We start from the raw sequence: 25,610 nt of genomic DNA, 5'->3' as shown, positions 1-25,610 counted from the left end.
GAGATACGTTGCAGTTATAACTGTTAATGCTAGCGTCCCACAGTGCTACCGTCTACGTTCAAATTATCTCAAAGCGTTGTGTAACCTATTACTCCGAAAGGGGGCACTCCCTTTTATTGATCTCGCGCATCCTGTATGATGCGTTCTGCTAACCTTATTAACGCTGGTACTACTCCCGCTCAACATGACCCTATTAGCACTCGGCATCAACCACAAAACAGCCCCGGTTTCACTGCGAGAACGCGTGACGTTTTCGCCGGATACGCTCGACCTGGCGCTGGATAGCCTGCTTGCACAACCGATGGTGCAGGGTGGCGTGGTGCTCTCGACGTGCAACCGTACCGAGCTGTATCTCAGCGTGGAAGAGCAGGATAACCTGCACGAGGCGTTGATCCGCTGGTTATGCGACTACCACAACCTCAACGAAGAAGAACTGCGCAATAGCCTGTACTGGCATCAGGACAACGATGCGGTCAGCCATCTCATGCGCGTGGCCAGCGGGCTGGATTCGCTGGTACTGGGCGAACCGCAAATTCTTGGGCAGGTGAAAAAGGCGTTTGCAGATTCGCAAAAAGGGCATCTGAAGGCCAGCGAGCTGGAGCGTATGTTCCAGAAGTCGTTCTCCGTGGCAAAGCGAGTGCGAACCGAAACCGACATTGGTGCCAGTGCGGTTTCTGTTGCTTTCGCGGCCTGTACCCTCGCTCGTCAAATCTTTGAATCCCTGTCGACCGTCACCGTGCTGCTGGTGGGCGCGGGCGAAACCATCGAACTTGTGGCGCGCCATCTGCGCGAGCATAAAGTGAAAAAGATGATTATCGCCAACCGCACCCGCGAGCGTGCGCAGGTGCTCGCGGACGAAGTGGGCGCAGAGGTCGTTGCGCTGAGCGACATCGATGAGCGCCTGAAAGAGGCGGATATTATTATCAGTTCTACCGCCAGCCCGCTGCCGATTATCGGTAAAGGGATGGTGGAGCGTGCGCTGAAATCCCGCCGTAATCAGCCGATGCTGCTGGTAGATATTGCCGTCCCGCGTGATGTTGAACCCGAAGTGGGCAAACTGGCGAACGCCTATCTCTACAGCGTGGATGACCTGCAAAGCATCATTTCGCACAACCTTGCCCAGCGTAAAGCGGCAGCGGTGCAGGCGGAAACCATTGTTGAGCAGGAAACCAGCGAGTTTATGGCCTGGCTGCGCGCGCAAAGCGTCAGCGAGACCATCCGCGAGTACCGCGGGCAGGCTGAACAGGTGCGTGATGACCTGACAGCCAAAGCGTTAGCGGCCCTGGAACAGGGCGGTGACGCAAATGCAATCATGCAGGATCTGGCGTGGAAACTGACCAACCGCCTGATCCATGCACCAACCAAATCTCTCCAGCAGGCTGCCCGTGACGGGGATGATGAACGCCTGACTATTCTGCGCAACAGCCTCGGGCTGGAATAGCGCCCTACACCCATTTTCTATTACAAGGTGCACTTACGCCTATGAAGCCTTCTATCGTCGCTAAACTGGAAGCTCTGCATGAGCGCCATGAGGAAGTACAGGCGCTGCTCGGTGATGCCGGGACCATCGCAGACCAGGAACGTTTTCGCGCACTGTCGCGTGAATATGCGCAGTTGAGTGATGTGTCTAAATGCTTTACCGACTGGCGACAGGTTCAGGAAGATATTGAAACCGCGCAGATGATGCTCGACGATCCTGAAATGCGCGAGATGGCGCAGGAAGAGCTGCAGGACGCAAAAGCGCGTTCTGAAGAGATGGAACAACAACTCCAGGTGCTTCTGCTGCCGAAAGATCCGGACGATGAGCGTAACGCGTTTGTGGAAGTGCGCGCCGGTACCGGCGGTGACGAAGCTGCGCTGTTTGCTGGTGACTTGTTCCGTATGTACAGCCGTTACGCCGAAGCGCGTCGCTGGCGCGTAGAGATCATGAGTGCCAACGAAGGCGAACATGGTGGCTTTAAAGAAGTTATCGCCAAGATTAGCGGCGACGGCGTGTACGGTCGTCTTAAGTTTGAATCCGGCGGTCACCGCGTGCAGCGCGTGCCTGCGACAGAATCTCAGGGACGTATTCACACCTCAGCCTGTACGGTTGCGGTGATGCCGGAACTGCCGGAAGCCGAACTGCCGGACATCAATCCGGCGGATTTGCGAATTGATACGTTCCGCTCCTCCGGGGCGGGCGGTCAGCACGTTAACACCACCGACTCCGCGATCCGTATTACCCACCTGCCAACCGGTATTGTGGTGGAGTGTCAGGACGAACGTTCCCAGCACAAAAACAAAGCCAAAGCGTTGTCTGTACTGGGTGCACGTATCCGCGCCGCCGAAGTGGCGAAGCGTCAGCAGGCGGAAGCGTCTACGCGTCGTAACCTGCTGGGCAGCGGCGATCGCAGCGATCGTAACCGTACCTATAACTTCCCGCAGGGCCGCGTGACAGACCACCGCATCAACCTGACGCTGTACCGTCTGGATGAAGCAATGGAAGGTAAGCTCGATATGCTGATTGAGCCTATCGTGCAGGAATACCAGGCCGACCAGCTGGCGGCACTGTCCGAGCAGGAATAATGGATTTTCAGCGCTGGTTACGTGAGGCGGTCAGTGAGCTTTCAGAAAGCGAAAGCCCGAAACGCGACGCCGAAATATTGCTTGAGCATGTGACGGGTAAATCCCGCACGTACCTGCTGGCTTTTGGTGAGACGCTGCTGACCGCCGAGCAGGAAGCGCAGCTCGCCGCGCTGCTTGCCCGCCGTAAGACGGGCGAGCCGGTGGCGCACCTTGTCGGCGAACGTGAGTTCTGGTCGTTACCGCTGTACGTCTCGGCGGCAACGCTGATCCCACGTCCTGACACTGAGTGTCTGGTGGAGCAAGCGCTGGCGCGTTTACCCACCACGGCCTGTAGCATTCTCGATCTCGGTACTGGCACAGGCGCTATTGCGCTCGCGCTCGCCACTGAGCGGCCCGATTGCACAGTAACGGCGGTGGATGTGATGCCAGACGCGGTGACGCTGGCGCAGCGTAACGTGGAACGTCTTGAGCTCGGCAACGTGACGGTACTGCAAAGTAGCTGGTTTACCGCGCTGGAGAATCGCTTATTTGCGCTGATTGTCAGCAACCCGCCTTACATCGACGAACATGACCCGCACCTAGCGCAGGGCGATGTTCGTTTCGAACCACTGACTGCGCTGGTCGCGGCCAATGAAGGCTTAGCCGATCTTGATCACATTGTGACAACGTCACGACAATATTTGCTTCCCGGTGGCTGGTTGCTGGTGGAACATGGCTGGACGCAAGGGAACGCGGTGCGCGCGCTGTTCACAAATGCGGGTTATCGCGCAGTGGCAACCTGCCGCGATTACGGCGGCAATGAACGTCTGACGCTGGGACAGTGGGTATGAATCACCGCTATCTGCCATTAACTGATAAAGGCGCATGGCTGACTGAAAAGTGGTTTGGCGTTATCATCTACATCGTTTTGAGTTTTATCGCGTCTGGACGTCATTGTACGCGCAGTCGTTACTGGGGTAAGTCATGAGGTCCTTAGCCGATTTCGAATTTAACAAAGTGCCGCTGTGTGAAGGCATGATCCTGATTTCTGAAATGATTCGCGATGATTTTACGTCGCAGTACGTCCACGCGGAGCTGGAGAATCTGGTCAGCCTGGCACGGGAGGAGATCAGTCAGGCGCGTCCGCAGGACTGGCAATTAGAGAAGCTGCTAGAGCTTTTCTACGGCGAATGGGGTTTCTGCGACACGCGTGGCGTGTATCGCCTGTCAGATGCATTATGGCTGGACCAGGTCTTGAAGAATCGTCAGGGCAGCGCCGTCGCGCTGGGATCCATTTTGCTGTGGGTCGCCCATCGTCTGGATATTCCGCTGGTGCCGGTCATTTTCCCGACGCAGATGATACTGCGTGCGGAGTGGCTGGACGGCGAGATGTGGCTCATTAATCCCTTCAACGGTGACACGCTGGATGAGCACACGCTGGACGTGTGGCTGAAAGGCAATATCAGCCCGGTGGCCGAGCTTTTCAACGAAGATCTCGACGAGGCGGATAACGCCGAAGTGATCCGCAAGCTGCTGGACACTTTGAAGTCTGCGCTAATGGAAGAGCGTCAAATGGAGCTGGCGCTGCGTGCCAGCGAAGTGCTGCTGCAGTTCAACCCGGAAGATCCGTACGAAATTCGCGACCGCGGCCTGATTTATGCGCAGCTCGATTGCGAGCACGTGGCGCTAAGTGATTTGAATTATTTCGTCGAGCAATGTCCGGAAGACCCGATTAGCGAAATGATTCGTGCGCAGATCAACGCGATCTCGCACAAACAAATTACACTGCATTAATCTTAATTCCGATTCACACCTGAATAAGGCGATCCTATGAAACAAAAAGTGGTTAGCATTGGTGATATCAAGGTAGCAAACGACCTGCCGTTCGTGCTGTTTGGGGGCATGAACGTGCTGGAATCCCGCGATCTCGCCATGCGTATCTGCGAGCACTACGTGACAGTGACCCAGAAGCTGGGCATCCCGTACGTGTTTAAGGCCTCTTTTGATAAAGCCAACCGCTCCTCCATCAACTCTTACCGTGGCCCGGGCCTGGAAGAAGGGATGAAGATTTTCCAGGAGCTGAAGCAGACCTTTGGCGTGAAAGTGATCACCGACGTGCATGAAGCCTCTCAGGCGCAGCCTGTGGCTGACGTGGTAGACGTGATTCAGCTTCCGGCATTTCTGGCGCGTCAGACCGACCTGGTTGCGGCGATGGCGAAAACCGGTGCTGTTATCAACGTGAAGAAACCGCAGTTCGTGAGCCCTGGGCAGATGGGTAACATCGTCGATAAGTTCATTGAAGGTGGCAACGACAAGGTGATCCTGTGTGACCGTGGCGCAAACTTCGGTTACGACAACCTGGTAGTGGATATGCTGGGCTTTAGCGTGATGAAGAACGTCTCCGGCCAGTCTCCGGTGATTTTCGACGTGACGCACGCTCTGCAGTGCCGCGACCCGTTTGGCGCCGCCTCTGGCGGCCGTCGTGCCCAGGTTACCGAGCTGGCGCGTGCCGGTATGGCGACCGGACTGGCAGGCCTGTTCATTGAAGCGCACCCGGATCCGGCTAACGCGAAATGCGATGGTCCTTCCGCACTGCCGCTGGATAAGCTGGAGCCGTTCCTGAAACAGATTAAAGCGATTGACGATCTGGTGAAGAGCTTCGACGAGCTGGATACCAGCAACTAATAAAAAAACCCGCTTCGGCGGGTTTTTTTATGGGGCATATTGCCGGGTGGCGCTTCGCTTACCCGGCCTACAAAACCCGTAGGCCCTGCAAGCGAAGCGCCGCTGGGCAAAAAGGCTACGCAAAAATCGTCATCAGGTACGCAATAAACAAGGCCATATGCGCCGCGCCGTTCAGCACGTTGGTGCGTCCGGTGGAGAACGAAATCTGGCACAGCAGCAATGAGGCCACCATCACAATCATCTCCGGCGCACCCAGCGCAAACTGCAGCTCGTTGCCCGTCATAAAGGCAATCAGCGTTACCACCGGAACGGTAAGTGAAATCGTCGCCAGTACGGAGCCGAAGAACAGGTTCATTGCGCGCTGCACCTGATTATTCAACACCGCTTTCAGCGCGCCCAGCCCTTCAGGGGACAGGATCAGCAGCGCCACCAGGAAGCCCGTAAACGCCACCGGCGCGTTCAGCTCGGTTAACAGCGTCTCCAGCGGGTTGGCGTTCATCTTGGTGACGGCAATCACCGCAATCAGATGCACGATCAGCCAAACCGTATGCCACGCGCTGCTGTGGGCCGACGGCTTACCGTGGTGCGGGTCATCATCGTCGCCGTCGTCTTCATGCTCATACACAAACAGGCTCTGGTGCGTTTTCGTCTGAATCAACAGGAACACGCCGTACATGGCGGCGGAAATGAGTGCGACCAGCAGCGCCTGACCGGTAGAGAAATTTGCACCCGGCAGCGCCATCGGGAACACCAGCACGATGATGGCCAGCGGGAAGAGGGCGATAAGATACTGTTTAATGCCGAACAGGTTCATATACTGGGTCGCGAACTTGCGGCCGCCCAGCAGCAGAGAGAAGCCCACCAGGCCGCCCGTCACAATCATAATGATCGAGTAGAGCGTGTCGCGCATCAGCGTCGGCGCGGCATCGCCGGTGGCCATGAGCGCGGAAATCAGGCTGACTTCGAGAATAACAACGGAAAGGCTGAGAATTAACGAACCGTACGGCTCACCCAGACGGTGGGCTAATACGTCCGCATGACGAACCACGCTAAAGGCGCTGGTTAAGATACCGACCAGCGCAAGAATATTGATACCAACCACCACTGGCAGTGACTGACTGCTTCCCCAGAAGAGCAGCACAGCCAGTGCCAGAACCGGGAAAATGAGCGACGTCTCCTTGTGGCGGGTCTTAACCGCCTCGTGTGTTGTTGTCATGTGCTTCTCCATCAATGCAGGTGCTTGTAATTATAGATAGATTTTTGAGGGCATTAAACTAACAGATATCTGATAAATACCGTTGAAGTTTTACTTAATTTTACTGTTTGATGTTAATGTTTATTGTTACCCACATAAAGAGCAGTTATCCATAAAATTGTACTGTATTACAGTTAATTAGATTAGCTAATTAAGCATAAATGAAATCAAGCTGGCAGGCGCGAGCATCCTCAACCACACTTATCTCTTTAGCAAAAAGAGAGGTTTTCGATGCCATACAAAACGAAACGCGAGTTACCCGATAGCGTGCAGCACGTCCTTCCTGCCCACGCGCAGGATATCTACAAAAAAGCCTTTAACAGCGCCTGGGATCAATACAAAGATAAGGACGATCGCCGGGATGATGCCAGCCGTGAAGAGACGGCGCACAAGGTCGCCTGGGCCGCCGTAAAACATGAATACGAGAAAGGCGACGATGATAAATGGCACAAAAAGAAATAGCCGCAAAATAATAAGCTGCCTGCATTTTGACTTTTCAGGCGGTTCAACTTCCGTTGTATTGCAACTGGTCCGCTAATTGCTTATCGTTATTTAACTGCTGGCAAAATGACCAGCATAGAATGCCGGGAAGGCGAATTACAGTTGTCGCAAGGAAGCATGCAGTGGCGGAGGTGTAATGTGTTAACGCGTGATTTCTTAATGAAGGCAGATTGTAAGACGGCATTTGGTGCTATTGAGGAATCGCTTCTCTGGTCAGCTGAACAACGGGCGGCGTCACTTGCTGCCACGCTTGCCTGCCGCCCGGATGATGGCCCGGTATGGATTTTTGGCTATGGTTCTCTGATGTGGAACCCGGCTCTCGAATTTGTCGAATCGGCAACGGGAACGTTGCCTGGCTGGCACCGCGCGTTTTGTCTGCGCCTGACGGCCGGACGCGGCAGCGCGTGCCAGCCGGGACGCATGCTTGCACTGAAAGAGGGCGGGCGCACCACGGGCGTGGCGTACCGCCTGCCGGATGCCACGCTGGAAGACGAACTGACGCTGCTCTGGAAGCGCGAGATGATCACCGGCTGCTATATGCCAAGCTGGTGCAAGCTGGAACTGGATGACGGACGCACCGTCAATGCGCTGGTATTTATTATGGATCCGCGCCACCCGCTGTATGAAGCGGATACCCGTACGCAGGTGATCGCGCCCTTGATTGCCGCGGCCAGCGGGCCGCTGGGTACCAACGCGCAATATCTGTTTTCACTCGATCAGGAACTGACGCGTCTGGGTATGCAGGACGAATGTTTGAATGAGCTGGTCATGAAGGTGAAAGCGCTGCTGGAAGGGAACCTGCTTAATAACCCGCTACGTCCGGGGTTTGCCTGAAAAAACGCCCGGCTAAACCGGGCGTTCATTTATGCGGCAACGTAGCTGACCGAATGCTCCAGTGACTGACTGTGGCTGTCAATCAGGACATCCCAGGTGCCGGTATAAGGCACGGTCAGCCACGCCTTGTCATCCTGCACCGTCAGAATATCCGCCTGCGATTGCTTCTGCGCTTTTGAACTCATGAGATGAATGCGGCAGCGTTCTGAGCAACGTACCACGACCGTATCCCCGCCAAACAGTTTCAAACTTGTCTTCACCAGTGCCATTTTTTACCCCGTCGATTTTGCCCATCCCGAGCGTGATATTGTTCACAATTTACTCATTGCATAACACCAAAGGGGAGGGGGAAGGATGATGATTTTGATCAAAAAATGGCATAACGTTTAAACAAAAATGACAAAATTCCTGAAAGCATTCAGCTGGCGCGTGTTTTACCCGATTAACCCGCGCCAGAAGAAAATTAAATGCGGAAATGGCCGGCGGTTTCAGCAAGGTCGCCCGCCTGACTCTGCAGCGCGCTGGCCGCTGCGGCAGACTGCACCACCAGTTCGGCGTTCTGCTGCACCATTCTGTCCAGATGCGTTACCGCGTGGTTGATCTCGTGAATACCTTTCATCTGCTCGCTGGTGGCAATCGAGATTTCACGCATAATCCCCGAGACGCTACCGATGCTGGAGCGGATTTCATCCATGCTTTCTCCGGCCAGATGCACATAACGCGAACCCGTTGCCACGCTGTCGGTTGTGGAATCGATAAGCGATTTGATCTCTTTCGCCGCCTGAGCGCTACGGCTGGCGAGGTTACGCACTTCTCCAGCCACCACCGCAAAGCCGCGGCCCTGTTCGCCCGCGCGCGCCGCTTCGACCGAGGCGTTCAGCGCAAGAATGTTGGTCTGGAAGGCAATGCCGTCGATGACGCTGGTGATATCGCCAATCTTCGCCGAGGCCACCTCAATCGACTGCATAGTGCTGATTGCCTGAGAAACCACTTCACCCCCGCGCGACGCTGCAGCAGAGGCTTTGCTTGCCTGCTCGTTCGCTTCTGCCGCAGATTCATTTGACTGGGTGACGGAGGCGGTGATCTCTTCGACGGCGCTGGCGGTTTCGCGAAGGCTTGACGCCGCTTGCTCAGTGCGCCCGGAGAGATCCTGGTTACCGGCTGCAATTTCCTGCGCCGCATTTTTCACCGAGGCGCTGGCGTCGCGCAACTGGACCATCACGACCGAGAGCTTATCGCTAAACGCGTTGAACGCCTGGGCAATTTGCGCCACTTCGTCATCACCGCTGTCCGGCAGGCGCTGCGACAGGTCATTGGTGCCGTTAGCGATGTTATGCATGGCGTCGCGAATATCGGACAAACGTTTCAACAGGCGGGCGATCAGGAAATGAACAATCGCGCCGCTCAGCAGGGCGAGGATCACCAGCGACAGCGCAGAGGCTTTCAGCAGCGAGCGCATACCGGAGGTGGCATCGTTGTTATCGAGCGCCACAGCCAACATCCAGTGCGTGCCCGGCACGGCGGTCGCCGCGAAGGTTTTTTCGCTGCCGTTGAACGTCCCCTCAACCAGGCTACCGCTTTTCAGTGCCGCAAAATCGGTCCCTTTGATGGTTTCAGCGAATGGCTTGAGCGTGAGCGCCGGATCGCTGGCCGCAATCACCGTGCCATCGCTATCAAGGAGTAACCCGCTGCTGGCAGGAGTCGGGTGAATACCACGTACGTTAGCCACCACGCTGTCCATCGCCACGTCGCCTGCCACAACCGCCTTCAGCGCACCGTTCTCCTTCACCGGCACCGCAAAGGTCACCACCAGTTTCCCGGTGCCCGCGTCCACGTACGGGGCGGTCACGACCGGGCCATCAGTACTCACCACCTGCTGATACCAGGGACGGATCGTGGGGTCATAATCTGCCGGGACGCCCGCCGGGTCGGAGAACTTCGCCGTTTTGCTGGCGTAGCCGACATAGACGTTGGTGAAGCCACCCGCCTGTGCAAGCTGTTTGAATACCGGAACCGGATCGTCATTCAGCGCAACGGTGTGCGCGGAGGCGATGACCGTCATTTTGCTTTTAACCCAGTCTGCAATCGCCATGTTATGGCTGGCGCTGGTGCTGGTCAGAATATCGCGCTGCGACTGCTGGTTATCCTGGCGCGTAACCTGGAAATTAATGACGGTATTGAGAAGAAGGGCGACGATCAGGCAACCTGTCGTCGCGGCAATAATACGGGCACGAATGGATCTGAACATAAGTGAAATACCTGCTGTGTTGTTTCCATGCCTATCGGCAGCCGCGCAGGTAAACTTGATGCTGAAACCGCGTCCATAAGAAAATAATATTTTTACGGGTTTATTATTAAAAAGTTAATACTTTATCTGCGGTCAGGGTCCAGTCGGCCAGCTCAACCAGCGTCCCAATCTCGACGCCATCAATCAGCGGTAGCCCGGTGATACCGCGCCCGTCGGTGCAGGTCTTACACAGTTTGACCGGCACATTTTGCGCGGTCAGGATCTCCAGCATCTGCTGGATGTTGTAGCCCTCGGCGGGTTTTTGTCCCTTCAGTCCTGCGGTGACGGCGTCCGACATCAAAAAAAGGCGCAGCTCGGGCGCGCTCTCTTTCTCGCGCAGCGCTATCGCCAGTCGCAGGCTGTTGAAAAGGGATTCGCTGCCGTAGGCCGCACCGTTGGCGACGATCACAATCTTCTGCATGTTGACTCCTGTTGTTTGAAAGGCACGAATATTGCTTAACTCTCCGGGAGATTCGCTACCCGGGAGAGTAAGCATGACATTAATGGCGGACAGTTCACCCGCGGCAACCGAGTGGTTCCAGCGCGCGACATTCCTTCGCCGGGAGCAGCTCGGCAGGCTGGCTGCGTTGGGCGTGCTGGTTAACGGCATCAGCCGCCTTGTGCATATGCTCCAGTGCGAGCGCGGGGCATCCAACGTCTGGCTCTGCTCTCAGGGTAAGCTGTATGCCCCCGAATGCAAAGCCAGTCGCGGGCTGGTGGATGAAAACCTCACTGCGCTGCAGGCCATGCTGAAAGCACAATTCCCGGTCACGGGGAGCGGCGTTTGTGAGCGCATCGCCTGTGCGTTACTCAGCCTGGAAACACTGCCTTTGCTGCGTGACGGGATAGACAGCCAAAGCATAACGGCACCTCAGGCAATGGATCATTACTGCCGGATGCTTCGCCATCTGCTCAGTATCGTACCGCAACTCAATGACAGCATTGACGATCCGCAAATCGCGGGCCGTTTTGTCGCCCTTTATAGCCTGATGCAGGGCAAAGAACTGGTGGGGCAAGAGCGGGCACTCGGGGCGATAGGCTTCACGCAGGGTTTTTTCACTGATGAAACCCGCCAGCGGCTGGTAGACAGGATTGACGGGCAGCAGGCCTGTTTTGAGATCTTTTTATCCCACAGCCACGCTGAGGTGCAGAACACCTTTGCCCACAACTGCCAGCCCGATCGAGAAACAGAGCAACTCCGGCGCGTTGCCTGCACCCGTCAGCCCGCCGCTGATAATGGCAATACCGCGCTGAACTGGTTTGCCCTGCAAACCTCGCGTCTTGAACATCTGCGCACGCTTGAAGAAATGGTGATTGCCGATCTGATGGTGGCGGTGGATGACGCGATTCAGGCGTCCGGTGAAGTCACGATGAGTGGCGAAGAGCATGACGATCCTCTTGCGCTTTACCCGGATAAACCCTTGCTGCAGCTGGTTCGCCAGCAGGCGCGAGAGATAGACCAGCTCTCCCGTCAACTGGCATCACTCCGCGACACGCTGGAGGAGCGTAAGACCATTGATAAAGCCAAAAGCGTGCTGATGACGCATCAAAGCATGAGTGAGGAACAGGCGTGGACGGCACTGCGCAAAATGGCGATGGACAAGAACCAGCGCATGGTCGATATCGCGCGCGCACTGCTCACAGTAAAGAATCTGTGGCAGTTAACGCCAAAGGAGTAGTTGCACAATCAATGGGCATTTAATGCCTGATTGAGGTGCGCTAACGCGACAGCTATCAGGTTAACGCCCCGAAAGCAGGGCCTTAAAACCTGGCATTCCCTTTGCATTATCTGTTTAACCATTTTCGACGATGCGCCAACGGCGGTGCATGCGTCTTCGGGATAAAGGCGTCCAGCGGTGCTTCGGCACGGCGGGCGCTTTTTTTTTGGCTTTTTTCAGGAGTGGTCATGGCGGATTTGTCGAGACGGCGGTTTTTGCAGGCCAGCATGCTGGCGAGTGGCGCAATGCTGTTACCGGGTGTCATGCAGGCCGCGTGGGCGGCAGGCTCGGATAAACCGGAGCAGGAAACGGTGCGCATCGGGTTTATCCCGCTGACCGACTGTGCCCCGGTGGTTATCGCGGCGCTGAAAGGATTTGATAAAAAATACGGTATTACCATCGTGCCCACCAAAGAGGCGAGCTGGGCGGCGGTGCGCGACAAGCTGGTGGCGGGCGAGCTGGATGCCGCACACATTCTCTACGGCCTGCTGTATGGGCTGGAACTGGGCATCGCCGGCAAGCCACAGCAGATGGCGAACCTGATGACCCTTAACCAGAACGGTCAGGCCATCACGCTCTCCAGCGATCTGGCGGAGAAGGGCGTTCACGATCTCGACGGGCTAAAAAAGCTGATTGGGCAGCACGCGCCTGGTACCTACACCTTCGCGCACACCTTCCCGACCGGGACGCACGCCATGTGGCTCTACTACTGGCTGGCCAGTGCGGGCATTAACCCCTTCGACGATATCCGGACCGTGGTGGTGCCGCCGCCGCAGATGGTGATGAACATGCGCATTGGCAACATGGTGGGCTTTTGCGTCGGCGAGCCGTGGAACGCGCGGGCGATTAACGACCGCATCGGCTTCACCGCCGCCACGTCGCAGTCCATCTGGGCCGACCATCCGGAAAAAATCCTCGGCACTCGCCGCGACTGGGTGGAGAGGAATCCGCATACCGCCCGGGCGCTGGTGAGCGCCGTGATGGAGGCCGCGCGCTGGATCGACGCCTCCCCGGAAAACAAACGCGAGACCGCGCGGATCCTCTCCCGCCGCGCCTGGCTCAACTGCAAAGAGCAGTACCTCACCGGACGGATGCTGGGCGAGTACGACAACGGCCTGGGCCAGCGCTGGCAGGACGCGCACCCGATCCGCTTCTTCAACGAGGGGGCCGTCAGCTATCCGTATCTCTCTGACGGCATGTGGTTCTTAACCCAGTTCCGTCGCTGGGGGTTGCTCAAAGCCGCGTCGGACTACGCGGGCATCGCGCAACGGATTAACCAGACCGCAACCTGGCAGGACGCTGCCACCGCGGTGGGGGGCATTACCGCACCGGCATCACCACTACGCAACAGCACACTGATGGACGGCACCGTCTGGAACGGTACCGACCCGGAAGGATACGCCAACCGCTTCGCCATTCATCGTAAAGGGGCCTGATTATGCAGCATCTGCAAAAGACGACATCACAAGAGACACCCGTGAGTGGGGAAGTCATCCCCCTGCCTCCCGTGCAGGTTCGCCGTCGCACCCCGGCATTTGCGCGTCGGATTAACGACCTTCTCCAGCGCATCATTCCGGCGTTGCTGGGCCTGGGACTGCTGGTGGTGCTCTGGCAGCTGGCGGCCATCAACAGCAAAGGCTTCCCGACGCCGCTGAGCACCCTGGATTCGGCCATCACCCTGTTTGCCGACCCGTTCTACCGCGACGGGCCAAACGATATGGGCATCGGCTGGAACGTGCTGGCCTCATTGCAGCGCGTCGCCATCGGCTTTGGGCTGGCAGCGCTGGCGGGTATTCCGCTCGGTTTTCTGATTGGGCGTTTTACTTTTTTCTCGCGCATGTTCAACCCGCTGATTGCGCTGCTGCGCCCGGTTAGCCCGCTGGCCTGGCTGCCTATTGGTTTATTGCTGTTCCAGAAAGCGGAGCCCGCGTCGAGCTGGACCATTTTTATCTGCTCCATCTGGCCGATGGTGATCAACACCGCCGAGGGCGTGCGCCGCATTCCGCAGGATTACCTCAACGTGGCCCGCGTGCTGCAGCTCTCCGAGTGGACGATCATGCGCCGCATCCTCTTCCCGGCGGTACTGCCTGCGGTGCTGACCGGGGTGCGCCTTTCCATTGGCATCGCCTGGCTGGTGATCGTCGCCGCCGAGATGCTGACCGGCGGGCTGGGCATTGGCTTCTGGATCTGGAACGAGTGGAACAACCTCAACGTCGAAAACATTCTCATCGCCATCGTCATCATTGGCGTGGTCGGGTTGCTGCTGGAGCAGGGGCTGATGCTGATCGCCCGTCGCTTTAGCTGGCAGGAAAAATAAGGAGCGAACATGAAACCATTAATTCAGGTCCAGGCCGTGAGCCAGCGTTTTTCCACCGCCAGCGGCGAGTTTCTGGCGCTGCAAAACGTCTCTTTTGATATCCACGAGGGCGAAACCGTCAGTCTGATCGGCCATTCCGGCTGCGGCAAATCGACGCTGCTGAACCTCATCGCAGGGATTACGCTGCCAACGGAAGGGGGGCTGATTTGCGATAACCGTGAAATTGCCGGGCCAGGGCCCGAGCGCGCGGTGGTGTTTCAGAACCACTCCCTGCTGCCGTGGCTGACCTGCTTCGACAACGTGGCGCTGGCGGTGGATCAGGTTTTCCGTCGCACCATGAGCAAGGCCGAGCGTAAAGAGTGGATTGAGCACAACCTTGATCGCGTCCAGATGGGGCACGCGCTGCACAAACGCCCGGGGGAGATCTCCGGCGGCATGAAGCAGCGCGTCGGCATTGCCCGCGCGCTGGCGATGAAGCCGAAAGTGCTGCTGATGGATGAACCCTTCGGGGCGCTTGACGCGCTGACGCGCGCCCACCTGCAGGACTCGGTGATGCAGATCCAGCAGGCACTCAACACCACCATCGTGCTCATTACCCACGACGTGGACGAGGCGGTGCTGCTGTCCGATCGCGTGCTGATGATGACCAACGGCCCGGCGGCCACCGTGGGCGAAATCCTGCGCGTTGACCTGCCGCGCCCGCGCAACCGGGTGCAGCTGGCGGACGACAGCCGCTATCACCACATGCGCCAGCAGATCCTGCATTTCCTCTATGAAAAGCAGCCGAAAGCGGCGTAGCGAGGGGGCCTTGATGCGACTGGTCATTATCGGTAATGGCATGGCGGCCACGCGGCTGACTGCCTCGCTCACCGGGCGTGCTGCCGGTCATTTCGCTATCACCGTCATCGGTGACGAGCCGGAGCATGCCTATAACCGCATCCAGCTTTCGCCGGTGCTGGGCGGTGAAAAAGCGGCGGCGGGCATCTGCCTTCAGGATGATGAGTGGTACCAGGCGCGCGGCGTGACGGTGCTGCGGGGCGAAAAGGCGATTGCCGTGAACGTGGATACGCGGGAAGTACAAACCACCGCCCGAACGCTGGGCTGGGATGCGCTGGTGTTCGCCACCGGGTCAACGCCCTTTATTCCGCCCATCCCCGGCGGCGATGCGCCGCACGTATTCACGTTCCGTACTCTGGAGGATATCCGGGCCATTCAGGCCATCGCCGGTCCGGCGGTGGTGCTGGGGGGCGGCGTGCTCGGGGTTGAGACGGCGGCAGCGTTAGCGCGTTCTGGTGACGACGTCACTGTTGTTCATCGTGGTCCGTGGCTAATGGAGCAACAGCTGGACCAGCAGGCGGGCATGTTGCTGGAAGAGGCGCTGGCGGCGCGGGGGGTGCGCTGCGAGCTTTCCTCAGGCATCGCGGCAATTAACGGCAATAGCGTGTCGCTTCTCAATGGGCACAGCATCGCCGCCGCGCGCGTGGTGCTGGCGACCGGCGTGCAGCCGAACGTTGCGCTGGCGCACGCCAGCGGCATTCGCTGTGCGCGCGGCATCGTGGTGGATCACCAGATGCAGACCTCCGCACCGAACGTCTACGCCATTGGCGAGTGCTGCGAAATTGACGGCCAGACGTTCGGCCTGGTCGCCCCCTGCATGGTGCAGGCGGATATCCTCGCCGCGCGGCTGGCCGGGGACGTTACTGTGCCGTTTACCCTCACCGACAACGGCGTGCGCCTCAAGGTGACCGGCGTGGAGTTGTTCAGCCTCGGTCGCGCGGCAGAGCAGGAGGGCGATGTGGTCTGGAGCGCATGGGATCCGCTGACCCGTCACTATCGTCGTTTACTGATCCATCAGGGGGCGCTGGCAGGTGTGCTGCTGATGGGCGACTGCCGCAGTGCGGCAACATTTACCGATTTACTGGCAACGGCTGCGCCCGCTCACGCGGACTGGCTGTTCGATCGTTTCACTACGCAACCGCAGGTTGCAGGACAGAACGCTATGACAAAACCTACTCTGGTGGTGGTTGGGCACGGTATGGTCGGCCATCATTTCCTCGAAGACTGCGTTAACCGCAATTTGCATCAGCAGTATCAGATCGTTGTCTTTGGCGAGGAGCGCTATGCCGCCTATGACCGCGTGCATCTGTCGGAATATTTTGGCGGGCGCAGCGCAGAGTCGCTCTCGCTGGTGAAAGGGGATTTCTTTGCCGACAGCGGCATTGAGCTGCGCCTGTCGCAGCAGATTGTCGCCATCGACCGCGACGCGCACGTGGTGCGTACCGCCGGCGGACATGAGACCCACTGGGACAAGCTGGTGCTGGCGACCGGCTCTTATCCGTTCGTCCCGCCGGTTCCGGGCAACGATCTGCCGGGCTGCTTTGTTTATCGCACCCTCGACGATCTCGATAATATTGCCGCGCATGCAAAGGGCTCGCGTCGCGGCGTGGTGATTGGCGGCGGCCTGCTGGGGCTGGAGGCGGCGAACGCCCTGAAGCAACTCGGGCTGGAAACCCACGTGGTTGAGTTTGCGCCCAATCTGATGGCGGTGCAGCTCGACAACGACGGCGCGGCGATGCTGCGCAGGAAAATCGAGGCGCTGGGCGTAGGCGTTCACACCAGTAGAGCGACGACGGAGATTGCCACCGCGGACGGCGGACTGGTGCTGCGCTTTGCCGATGGCGAACAGCTGGAAACGGACATGGTGGTCTTTTCTGCCGGTATTCGTCCGCAGGACGCGCTGGCGCGCAGTAGCGGGCTGGCTATCGGCGAACGCGGCGGGATCTGCATTGACGACGGCTGCCGGACCTCCGATCCGGACGTGCTGGCCATCGGCGAATGCGCCCTGTGGGAGGGGAAAATCTTCGGTCTGGTCGCGCCCGGCTATAAGATGGCGCGGGTGGCCGCCGCCGCGCTGGTGGGTGAGGAGAAAACCTTCACCGGGGCGGATATGAGCACCAAACTCAAGCTGCTCGGTGTGGACGTGGCCTCGTTCGGCGATGCTCACGGGCGCACACCGGGGGCGCTGAGCTACCAGTGGACGCACGGTCCGCAGCAAATCTACAAGAAAATCGTGGTCAGCCACGACGGCAAAACGCTGCTCGGCGGCGTGCTGGTGGGTGACGCCAGCGAATACGCCACGCTGGTGCAGATGATGCTCAACGGGATAGCCCTGCCAAAAGAGCCGGAAACGCTGATATTACCCGCGTCGACGGGCAGTGCGCCAAAAGCGCTCGGCGTGGCGGCGCTGCCGGAAAGCGCGCAAATCTGCTCCTGTCATAACGTCAGCAAAGGCGATATCTGCCAGGCGGTGAGTGCGGGGGCAACGGATATCGGCGCCATCAAGCAGTGCACCAAAGCGGCGACTGGCTGCGGGGGCTGCAGCGCGCTGGTGAAGCAGGTGATGGAGTTCCAGCTGGCGGCGCAGGGCGTGGAGGTGAAAAAGGATATCTGCGAACACTTCCCGTACTCGCGCCAGGATATTTACCATCTGGTGCGCGTTAACCATATTCGCACCTTTGACCAGCTGATTAGCCGCTACGGGCAGGGGCACGGATGTGAGATCTGCAAGCCGCTGGTGGGGTCGGTGCTTGCCTCCTGCTGGAACGAGTATCTGCTGAAACCGGCACATCTGCCGCTGCAGGATACCAACGACCGCTACTTCGCCAATATCCAGAAGGACGGTACTTATTCCATCGTGCCGCGCATGCCCGCCGGGGAAGTGACGGCAGACGGGCTGATCGCCATCGGCCAGATTGCGAAACGCTATGACCTTTACAGCAAAATCACCGGCGGGCAGCGTATCGACCTGTTTGGCGCCACCCTGGAACAGCTGCCGGAGATCTGGCAGGCGCTGGTGGAAGCCGGGTTTGAAACCGGACACGCCTACGGGAAATCCCTGCGCACGGTGAAATCCTGCGTCGGGTCGACCTGGTGTCGCTACGGCGTGCAGGACTCCACCCGTCTCGCGGTCAGACTGGAACACCGGTACAAGGGGCTGCGCGCCCCGCACAAGATCAAAATGGCGGTTTCCGGCTGCACCCGCGAATGCGCGGAGGCGCAGAGCAAAGACGTGGGGGTGATTGCCACCGACAAGGGCTGGAACCTCTATCTGTGCGGCAACGGCGGGATGAAGCCGCGCCATGCGGACCTTTTTGCCAGCGATCTGGACGATGAAACGCTGATCCGCACCGTTGACCGTTTCCTGATGTTCTACATCCGCACGGCGGATCGCCTGCAGCGTACCAGTACCTGGATGGACAACCTGGAAGGCGGCCTCGATTATCTGCGCGAGGTGATCGTCAACGACAGCCTGGGTATCGCCCACGATCTGGAGCAGGAGATGGCCCGTGTGGTGGAGACGTATCAGTGCGAATGGCAAACCACGCTCAGCGATCCCAATCGTCTGGCGCTGTTCCGCACCGCGGTGAACGCCGCGCCGTCGGATGAGAGCAAGCGCTGGCAGGAAATCTGCGGCATCGACGATATTCCCGAGCAGGCGGGCATTGGCGCGCGTCTTGGCCGCAAACCGATCGCGCTGTTCCGTTTCGGACAGCGGGTTTACGCCCTCGACGATAGGGAGCCGGGCAGCAGCGCGAACGTGCTTTCACGCGGCATTCTCGGCGATGCGGCGGGCGAGCCGGTGGTGATTTCACCGCTCTACAAGCAGCGTATTCGCCTGCGCGATGGCTGCCAGGTGGATAACGGTGAACCTGCGGTACGCGCCTGGCCGGTGAAGATTGAAAACGGCAAGGTATGGGTCGGGAACGACGCTATGGTAATGCGTGCGGAGGCCTCATGACGGAAACCCGGACAACGTGCCCCTACTGCGGGGTGGGCTGCGGCGTGGTCGCCAGCGAGGAAGGCGGAGCGGTAAGCGTTCGAGGGGACGAAACCCATCCTGCGAACGTTGGCCGCCTGTGCGTGAAGGGATCGGCCCTGGGGGAGACCACGGGGTTACAGGGGCGATTGCTGCGCCCCGTTGTTGACGGTGTTGAGGTGGGCTGGTCGCAGGCGCTGGGGGCGGCAGGCGAGCGACTCCAGGAGATCATCGACGAATGGGGGCCGCAGGCCGTGGCGTTTTACGCCTCCGGGCAGCTGTTAACCGAGGACTATTATGTTGCCAACAAGCTGATGAAAGGATTTATCGGCGCGGCAAACATTGATACCAACTCCCGGCTCTGCATGTCTTCGGCGGTGGTCGGCTACAAGCGCGCCTTCGGCGAAGACGTGGTGCCGTGCAGCTATGAGGATGTGGAAAACAGCGATCTGGTCGTGCTGGTGGGATCCAACGCTGCATGGACCCATCCGGTGCTGTATCAGCGGCTGGTGCAGGCAAAGCACAGCAATCCGCAGATGAAGGTGGTGGTGATTGACCCGCGCAGCACCGCCACCTGCGATATCGCCGATCTTCATCTGGTGCTTGCGCCGGGGAGCGATGCCGGATTATTTGTCGGTCTGCTGAACCTGATTCAGGGAGCGGATGAGTGGCCCGTTGAGCGCGTGGCGGCATTTTGCGGTCTTTCGCCGCAGGATATCGGCACTTTTTATGACTGGTTTATGACGGCACCTCGCGCCATCACGCTCTACACCATGGGGATCAACCAGTCCACCAGCGGTAGCGACAAGTGCAACGCTATCATCAACGTCCATCTTGCCAGCGGGAAGTTCAACCGTCCGGGCTGCGGCCCGTTTTCGCTGACCGGACAGCCTAACGCGATGGGCGGAAGGGAAGTGGGTGGGCTGGCGAACCAGCTCGCGGCGCACATGAACTTCGAGCCGGACGATCTCTCGCGTGTGGCGCGTTTCTGGGGAACCGAGCGGCTGGCGCAGACGCCAGGCCTGATGGCGGTGGAGCTGTTTGACGCCATCGCCCGCGGCGCGGTGAAGGCGGTGTGGATTATGGGCACTAACCCCGCCGTATCGCTGCCGGACAGCCACGCGGTGTGCCAGGCGCTGGCGGCCTGTCCGCTGGTGATCGTTTCCGAGGTGATGCAGGAGACGGACACCAGCCGGTTTGCCCATATTCGTCTTCCGGCGCTGGGCTGGGGCGAGAAAAACGGTACGGTAACCAACTCAGAGCGGCGCATTTCGCGCCAGCGCGCGTTTCTGCCCGCGCCGGGCGAGGCAAAGCCGGACTGGTGGATTATTGCCCAGGTCGCGAAAAGGCTGGGCTATGGCGAAGCCTTTGCCTGGGAACATCCGCGGGATATTTTTTGTGAACATGCGGCGCTCACGGCGTTTGAAAACAACGGCGAGCGCGCGCTCAATTTGGGTGAACTGGCGACGCTAAGCCGCGAGGAATGGGATGCGCTGGAGCCTTATCAATGGTGCGCCGGTCATTTTCCCCACAGACGGATTGTCCCGGTTATCCCATCGTTGCCCGCCGCGGGGATCAATGCCCTGTACCCGCTGATGCTCAACACCGGCCGTATTCGCGACCAGTGGCATACCATGACCCGCACGGGATACGTCTCACGATTAATGCAGCATATCGCCGAGCCGCTGGTTGACATCTGCCGTTCAGACGCCGCGCGATATGGAGTGTGCGAGGGGCAGCTGGCGCGAATCGCTTCCCCGCGCGGGGTGATGGTTGCCCGGATCCATATTAACGACGCTCAGAAGGCGGGAGAACTGTTTCTCCCGATGCACTGGAATGCGCAATTTTCCGGTCAGGGGAAGGTCAATGCCCTGGTGGAAGGCCGCGTTGACCCGGTTTCAGGCCAGCCGGAGAGTAAACAAACCGCGGTCAGGATCCTGCCCTGGCAGCCGGGCTGGCAGGGGGAGCTTTACGCGCGTGACTTACCGGAACTCCCGTCCTTCGTGTACTGGTGGCGCAAAGCGACTCGCCTGACGCTGGCGGGTGATAAACCGTTCCTGCCATGGGTCATGGATTACGCCAGCGGCAGGGGCTGGCAGCTGCAGGTTGCGCAGACCGGCGAGCGCAGCAGCGTGCTGGCCTGGCATAACGGCGAGCTGATGCTCGCCTTCTGGGAAGGAACCGCGCGACCGGAGCTGGCGCACCCGGTTATTGAAGCGGCTTTTCAGTCGCCCCCCTTAACGCCTGCTGCACGTCATGCGCTTCTGAACGGGCAGGGCGTGGGGGAGGTGGTGGATCCGGGGCGCATTATCTGTAGTTGTTTCAGCGTCGGGGAAAACACGATACGCGAGGCAATTGCCGGAGGGTGTGATTCCATTTCGGCGCTGGGGGCACGTTTGCGCTGCGGAACGAACTGCGGTTCATGCGTGCCCGAGCTCAAAACAATGTTTCAGGAAATTCCGGAAAATTCCCCTTAAGGCTGCAAAAGCGGAGAAATCGCGTTAAGGTAACCGGTGTTCTTACGTAAGCACCGGGTTTTACTTACGCCATTGATGACTTTTTCTCCACCTCTCCGTTCGCTTTTTTTACTCCCCTTTATGTTGGCCGGAGCCGTTCACGGCGCGCCGAATTCCTTTATGCAGCAAGCGCAAAATCCGTTTGATAATAACGGCGACAGCTTACCCGATCTCGGTATGGCAGCCCCGACAGGCGAGGGCGAAAAGCACCTTGCTGAAATGGCGAAAGCCTTTGGCGAAGCCAGTATGACCGACAACGGCCTGACGACAGGCGAGCAGGCGAAGCAGTTTGCTCTGGGTCAGGTACGGGATGTCGTGAGCGGGGAAGTGAACGAGCAGATTGAATCCTGGCTTTCCCCCTGGGGTAACGCCAGCGTAAATCTGCTGGTGGATGATGAGGGCAATTTCAATGGCAGCAGCGGAAGCTGGTTCATTCCCTGGAACGATAACAATCGTTACCTGAGCTGGAGCCAGCTGGGCCTGACGCAACAGACGGACGGTCTGGTGAGCAATGCCGGGATTGGCCAGCGTTGGGTCGCCGGAGACTGGCTGCTGGGCTATAACACCTTTTACGATAACCTGCTTGAGGAAAACCTGCAGCGCGCCGGGCTGGGGGCAGAAGCGTGGGGGAGAAATCTACGCCTGTCGGCGAATTACTATCAGCCGTTCGGCAGCTGGCGCGACAGCGCGGATCTGCAGGAGCAGCGCATGGCGCGCGGGTATGACATCACCGCTAAAGCCTGGCTGCCGTGGTTCCATCATCTGAATACCAGCGTCAGTTTTGAACAGTATTTTGGCGATAACGTCGATCTGTTTAGCAGTGGAACCGGCTACCACAACCCGATGGCGGTCAATCTGGGACTCAACTATACCCCCGTTCCGCTGGTGACCCTGACGGCTGCCCATAAGCAGGGAGAGAGCGGCGTCAGCCAGAATAACCTCGGGCTTAAGCTCAACTATCGGTTTGGCGTGCCCCTGGTCAAACAGCTGTCCGCCAGCGAAGTGGCTGTGACGCGTTCGCTGCGCGGCAGTCGCTACGATTCGCCAGAGCGGGAGAACCTGCCGGTCATGGAGTTCCGCCAGCGCAAAACGCTGTCGGTCTATCTGGCAACGCCGCCGTGGGATCTGAAAGGGGGCGAAACCGTCATGCTGAAGCTGCAAATACGCAGCAAACATGGTATTCGCCAGCTGCACTGGCAGGGGGATACGCAGGCGCTAAGCCTGACCGCACCGGCTGACAGTACCAGCAGCGACGGCTGGAGCGTCATTATGCCCGCATGGGATAACGCTGAGGGGGCAACTAACCAGTGGCAGTTGTCGGTGATCGCGGAAGATAAAGACGGGCAGCGCGTCTCTTCCAATGAGATCGCGCTAACGGTGGTTCAACCGCTGGTCGCATTACCCAACGACGATCCACGGTGGAAGCTGCTGCCGGATGAGTAAGTTAAAAAATCCGTTCCTGATGGACCCACACGGCGGCTTCGACGCGGGACTTTAACTTCATCTTCTTCAGCATGTGCTTCACGTGCACTTTTACCGTACTTTCGGTGATGTCCAGACGGCGGGCGATCATTTTGTTCGGCAGGCCCTGGGCAATCAGCTTCAGAATATCGCGTTCGCGCGGGGTAAGCTGGCTCACGTCGCGGTCCGAGGTTGCGCGGTTGGCGCGCAGGCTGGCGGCCAGTACCGGCGTTAAGGCTTCGCTCAGCACCATCTCTCCGGCAGCGGCCTGCTGCAGCGCCTTGAGCAGATCTTCCGGCTCCATATCTTTCAGCAGGTAGCCGTCCGCGCCGCGCTTCAGCGCCGTCACCACGTCTTCTTCATGGTTTGACACGCTAAACACCACCACGCGGCCAGACAGGGATTTTTCGCGCAGTTTGTCCAGCGTCTCCAGACCGTTCATGCCCGGCATGTTGAGATCGAGCAGGATCAAATCAGGATCGAGCGCTTCGGCAAGCTCAATACCCTGTTCGCCGTTGCTGGCTTCGCCAACGACGGTAATATCGGGCGCCATGCTGACCAGCTGTTTCACACCGGTGCGCAGCATGGGATGGTCGTCGATCAACAGGATGGATGCCGGTTCCTGATTAGTCATGGTGTTCTCCTTGGACAGTTGTTAGCGGTTTTTCGGGAATAAAGGTGACGACCACTTCCGTGCCACCCGTGTCTCTCCGGCGAACCTGGCAATCACCGCGCAGGCTTTGCGCGCGGTCTCGCATGATAATTAAACCATAGTGGTTGCTTCTTTCGGCATTTTCCGGCACGCCGCAGCCGTCGTCCTTAATCGTCAGCTTCACCTGATTATTGTGCTGGCTGACGGTTACTGTTACCGCCGTCGCGCTGGCGTGTTTGAGCACGTTGCTCAGGGCTTCGCGGGCGATCTGCAGCAAATGAATCGCCTGATGGGAGGGGACAAAACGCGGCGGAAGCTGGTAGTCGAGCTTCACCGGGAACCCCAGTCGTGCGCTAAATTCGTGACAGCTGGACTCCAGCGCGGGGCGAAGGCCCGGCTCCGTCAGCTGCAGTCGGAAAGTGGTTAACAGCTCACGAAGCTGAACCCATGAAGTGTTCAGCTCGTTACGGATCTGGCTCAGGAGCTGTTTATTGCTTTCCGGCATCTCCGCGTCCTGCATCTGCAGGCAACTGACCTGCATCTTCATGCAGGAGAGCGATTGGGCGATGGAGTCATGCAGCTCCCGCGCAATGGTGGCGCGCTCTTCCATGACAATCAGCTGCTGCTGTTTTTCCTGATGCCTGTCGAGCGCCAGCGTGGCCGTGAGCTGTTCCACCAGGGTATCCACCAGCTGCTGCTGGTCGTGGCTCAAATGCCTTCCGGCGGGCAGGGTAGCCAGCAGAATGCCGTACTGGGTGTGGCTGTCCGTCAGACGCCACTTCAACGTGGTGCCCGTCGTTGTTAGCGGTGGTAAACCCCGCGGGCAAAGGTGACAACCTTTATCATCACAGGACATGTCAGACTGACAGGTAAATTCCTGATGATTTTCTTCGTCTTCAACGTCGTAGACCCGCAGCTCCAGATCGTGCAGCAGCGTCAGGTTTTGCAGGCCGTTCAGCACCGGCGAGAGGCGCTCGCACAGCGGTACCTGCATGTGCAAACGGCGGTTGGCCTGCCACAGGAAAGAGAGAATTTCGTTTTTCTGTTCGAGTCCGGCGGTTTTTTCCTGAACCCGCTGTTCCAGTACCGCGTAGCTTTCAGACAGTTCTTCCGACATGGTGTTGAGCGCCTGCCCGAGCATCGCCATCTCGTTACGCCCGCTGATATGCGTGCGCTGGGTAAAATCTCTGTTCGTTACGGCGCGTGCCATTGCCAGCAGCTGTTTCCAGGGATTCAGCAGCCTTGCGCGCAGCCAGACGATGGTGAAAATCAGCAGCAGGCCCATAAACAGCGCCATCACCCGGTGGATCATAACCACCCGATCAATGCGTAATTCGGTGGTTTGATCGAAAGAAGAGACCAGCGTATCAATGCGTGAGACGAAACCGGCAACGTCGCGCGCGACGGCATCGGGGCTGTTCGCCTGCTTTAAGCCTGGCTCCAGCTGCGTGTGCCAGTAGTCCTGAAGGGCCTTGAGCTGGGATTTCTGACCAGCGCGAATGGCGGCACTTTCCAGCTCGGGGCTGAAAGCCGTATGCTCCATATCGTCGATCAGCTTCTGGTCGTCCTGCGTTAAGGGCACCGAGGCCAGCAGACGATAACTCTGCATGCGTAGCGAGCCTGCCTCGTTAATGGCATGCGCATTACCCTGTACGCCCTGGACCAGCCAGCCGGAAATCGCCATGCCGGTTACACCGATCGCGGTGGACAGCATGACAATAAGCGCCAGTTGGTTAACCAGCGTCAGCGGGGATAGACATCTTTTTAACATGGTATTGCCGGGCTCCTGACGTGACCTGACTGCAGGAATGGCGCTATTCTGGTGCATACCCTGGAGTATACCCATACCAATAAAGGATTACCTCTAAATTGCCAGAGGAGTAACGGTTAGGGGGAGGGAGTAGCCAGGATGGCTCAGCACCGTGAAAAACCACATCTTTTTTACCCCTTACTCCTACTCACTAAGAGTAATGACTTTTTTTTCGCCACAAAACCCCGCACTTTTCCTTTGATTTATATCAACT

The 25,610-nt window shown here is 58.6% G+C and carries 20 protein-coding genes and 1 pseudogene; 15 read left to right on the top strand and 6 right to left on the bottom strand.

The features are described from left to right. The first annotated feature begins 184 nt into the window (after positions 1-184). The 6 genes and pseudogenes from hemA to kdsA all read left to right on the top strand — a co-directional run bounded on the left by hemA (position 185) and on the right by kdsA (position 5,229). The gene (gene hemA / locus ACTJJA_RS08550) at positions 185-1,441 is read left to right on the top strand and encodes a glutamyl-tRNA reductase (protein WP_010432912.1); all 1,257 of its coding nucleotides are present in this window, start codon (positions 185-187) and stop codon (positions 1,439-1,441) included. 41 nt (positions 1,442-1,482) lie between these two features. Beyond that, on the top strand, positions 1,483-2,565 hold the full coding sequence (prfA, locus tag ACTJJA_RS08545) for a peptide chain release factor 1 (protein WP_100166092.1): 1,083 nt from the start codon (positions 1,483-1,485) through the stop codon (positions 2,563-2,565). Then, positions 2,565-3,395 carry a peptide chain release factor N(5)-glutamine methyltransferase gene (gene prmC, locus ACTJJA_RS08540; protein WP_440667408.1) on the top strand — a complete coding sequence of 277 codons (831 nt, stop codon included), beginning with the start codon at positions 2,565-2,567 and terminating at the stop codon, positions 3,393-3,395. Before prfA ends, prmC begins: the two co-directional genes overlap by 1 nt. Continuing rightward, positions 3,371-3,514: pseudogene (locus ACTJJA_RS08535) on the top strand (siroheme synthase); the annotation flags it as partial. The gene prmC and the pseudogene ACTJJA_RS08535, both read left to right, overlap by 25 nt. Before the next feature lie 14 nt (positions 3,515-3,528). Continuing rightward, complete coding sequence (sirB1, locus tag ACTJJA_RS08530) at positions 3,529-4,338, top strand: invasion regulator SirB1 (RefSeq protein ID WP_089599489.1); 810 nt, start codon at positions 3,529-3,531, stop codon at positions 4,336-4,338. 36 nt (positions 4,339-4,374) lie between these two features. Continuing rightward, a complete protein-coding gene (gene kdsA / locus ACTJJA_RS08525; protein ID WP_029741601.1) occupies positions 4,375-5,229 on the top strand; it encodes a 3-deoxy-8-phosphooctulonate synthase in 855 nt (284 codons plus the stop codon). Between the two features lie 115 nt (positions 5,230-5,344). Here the strand turns inward: kdsA and chaA are convergent, their stop codons facing one another. Further along, positions 5,345-6,445 (bottom strand): sodium-potassium/proton antiporter ChaA, encoded by a 1,101-nt coding sequence (gene chaA, locus ACTJJA_RS08520; protein ID WP_010432924.1) that lies wholly within the window; start codon positions 6,443-6,445, stop codon positions 5,345-5,347. Between the two features lie 270 nt (positions 6,446-6,715). On the opposite strand from chaA, the gene chaB reads away from it, so the two are divergent. Both chaB and ACTJJA_RS08510 read left to right on the top strand, forming a co-directional pair. Next, positions 6,716-6,946 (top strand): putative cation transport regulator ChaB, encoded by a 231-nt coding sequence (chaB, locus tag ACTJJA_RS08515; RefSeq protein ID WP_440667406.1) that lies wholly within the window; start codon positions 6,716-6,718, stop codon positions 6,944-6,946. A 177-nt stretch (positions 6,947-7,123) separates the two neighbouring features. Further along, positions 7,124-7,819, top strand: a complete 696-nt coding sequence (locus ACTJJA_RS08510) for a gamma-glutamylcyclotransferase (RefSeq protein WP_029485130.1) — start codon at positions 7,124-7,126, stop codon at positions 7,817-7,819. Positions 7,820-7,848: 29 nt separating this feature from the next. Here ACTJJA_RS08510 and ACTJJA_RS08505 read toward each other — a convergent pair whose 3' ends face one another. The 3 genes from ACTJJA_RS08505 to ACTJJA_RS08495 form a co-directional block, all read right to left on the bottom strand. Further along, positions 7,849-8,088 carry a DUF1883 domain-containing protein gene (locus ACTJJA_RS08505; protein WP_010432930.1) on the bottom strand — a complete coding sequence of 80 codons (240 nt, stop codon included), beginning with the start codon at positions 8,086-8,088 and terminating at the stop codon, positions 7,849-7,851. A gap of 194 nt (positions 8,089-8,282) precedes the next feature. Continuing rightward, the gene (locus ACTJJA_RS08500; RefSeq protein ID WP_440667403.1) at positions 8,283-10,067 is read right to left on the bottom strand and encodes a methyl-accepting chemotaxis protein; all 1,785 of its coding nucleotides are present in this window, start codon (positions 10,065-10,067) and stop codon (positions 8,283-8,285) included. 106 nt (positions 10,068-10,173) lie between these two features. Further along, entirely contained in the window at positions 10,174-10,527 is a 354-nt protein-coding gene (locus ACTJJA_RS08495; protein ID WP_431643490.1) for a DsrE/DsrF/TusD sulfur relay family protein, read from the bottom strand. Positions 10,528-10,600: 73 nt separating this feature from the next. On the opposite strand from ACTJJA_RS08495, the gene nasR reads away from it, so the two are divergent. The 7 genes from nasR (at position 10,601) to ACTJJA_RS08460 (ending at position 22,916) form a co-directional block, all read left to right on the top strand. After that, positions 10,601-11,785, top strand: a complete 1,185-nt coding sequence (gene nasR, locus ACTJJA_RS08490; RefSeq protein ID WP_440667400.1) for a nitrate regulatory protein NasR — start codon at positions 10,601-10,603, stop codon at positions 11,783-11,785. A gap of 227 nt (positions 11,786-12,012) precedes the next feature. Continuing rightward, the gene (locus tag ACTJJA_RS08485) at positions 12,013-13,260 is read left to right on the top strand and encodes a CmpA/NrtA family ABC transporter substrate-binding protein (RefSeq protein WP_440667398.1); all 1,248 of its coding nucleotides are present in this window, start codon (positions 12,013-12,015) and stop codon (positions 13,258-13,260) included. Positions 13,261-13,262: 2 nt separating this feature from the next. Further along, on the top strand, positions 13,263-14,141 hold the full coding sequence (ntrB, locus tag ACTJJA_RS08480) for a nitrate ABC transporter permease (protein WP_440667396.1): 879 nt from the start codon (positions 13,263-13,265) through the stop codon (positions 14,139-14,141). Between the two features lie 9 nt (positions 14,142-14,150). Further along, entirely contained in the window at positions 14,151-14,939 is a 789-nt protein-coding gene (locus ACTJJA_RS08475) for an ABC transporter ATP-binding protein (RefSeq protein ID WP_042715167.1), read from the top strand. A gap of 13 nt (positions 14,940-14,952) precedes the next feature. Continuing rightward, positions 14,953-18,939 (top strand): nitrite reductase large subunit NirB, encoded by a 3,987-nt coding sequence (gene nirB / locus ACTJJA_RS08470; protein ID WP_440667394.1) that lies wholly within the window; start codon positions 14,953-14,955, stop codon positions 18,937-18,939. Next, positions 18,936-21,434, top strand: a complete 2,499-nt coding sequence (locus tag ACTJJA_RS08465; protein ID WP_440667392.1) for a nitrate reductase — start codon at positions 18,936-18,938, stop codon at positions 21,432-21,434. The genes nirB and ACTJJA_RS08465 overlap by 4 nt, the downstream gene beginning before the upstream one ends. A 75-nt stretch (positions 21,435-21,509) precedes the next feature. After that, a complete protein-coding gene (locus ACTJJA_RS08460) occupies positions 21,510-22,916 on the top strand; it encodes a YchO/YchP family invasin (RefSeq protein ID WP_440667390.1) in 1,407 nt (468 codons plus the stop codon). A 1-nt stretch (position 22,917) separates the two neighbouring features. On the opposite strand, the gene narL is transcribed toward ACTJJA_RS08460, so the two are convergent. Together narL and narX are read right to left on the bottom strand one after the other, a co-directional pair. Continuing rightward, complete coding sequence (narL, locus tag ACTJJA_RS08455; protein WP_028018756.1) at positions 22,918-23,568, bottom strand: two-component system response regulator NarL; 651 nt, start codon at positions 23,566-23,568, stop codon at positions 22,918-22,920. Next, positions 23,561-25,357 (bottom strand): nitrate/nitrite two-component system sensor histidine kinase NarX, encoded by a 1,797-nt coding sequence (gene narX / locus ACTJJA_RS08450; protein WP_440667388.1) that lies wholly within the window; start codon positions 25,355-25,357, stop codon positions 23,561-23,563. Before narX ends, narL begins: the two co-directional genes overlap by 8 nt. Positions 25,358-25,610: the final 253 nt, after the last annotated feature.

It is taken from the genome of Enterobacter sp. 22452, from assembly GCF_052045065.1.
Lineage (GTDB): Bacteria > Pseudomonadota > Gammaproteobacteria > Enterobacterales > Enterobacteriaceae > Enterobacter > Enterobacter mori.
This window is presented reverse-complemented; position numbering and strand designations above follow the sequence as displayed.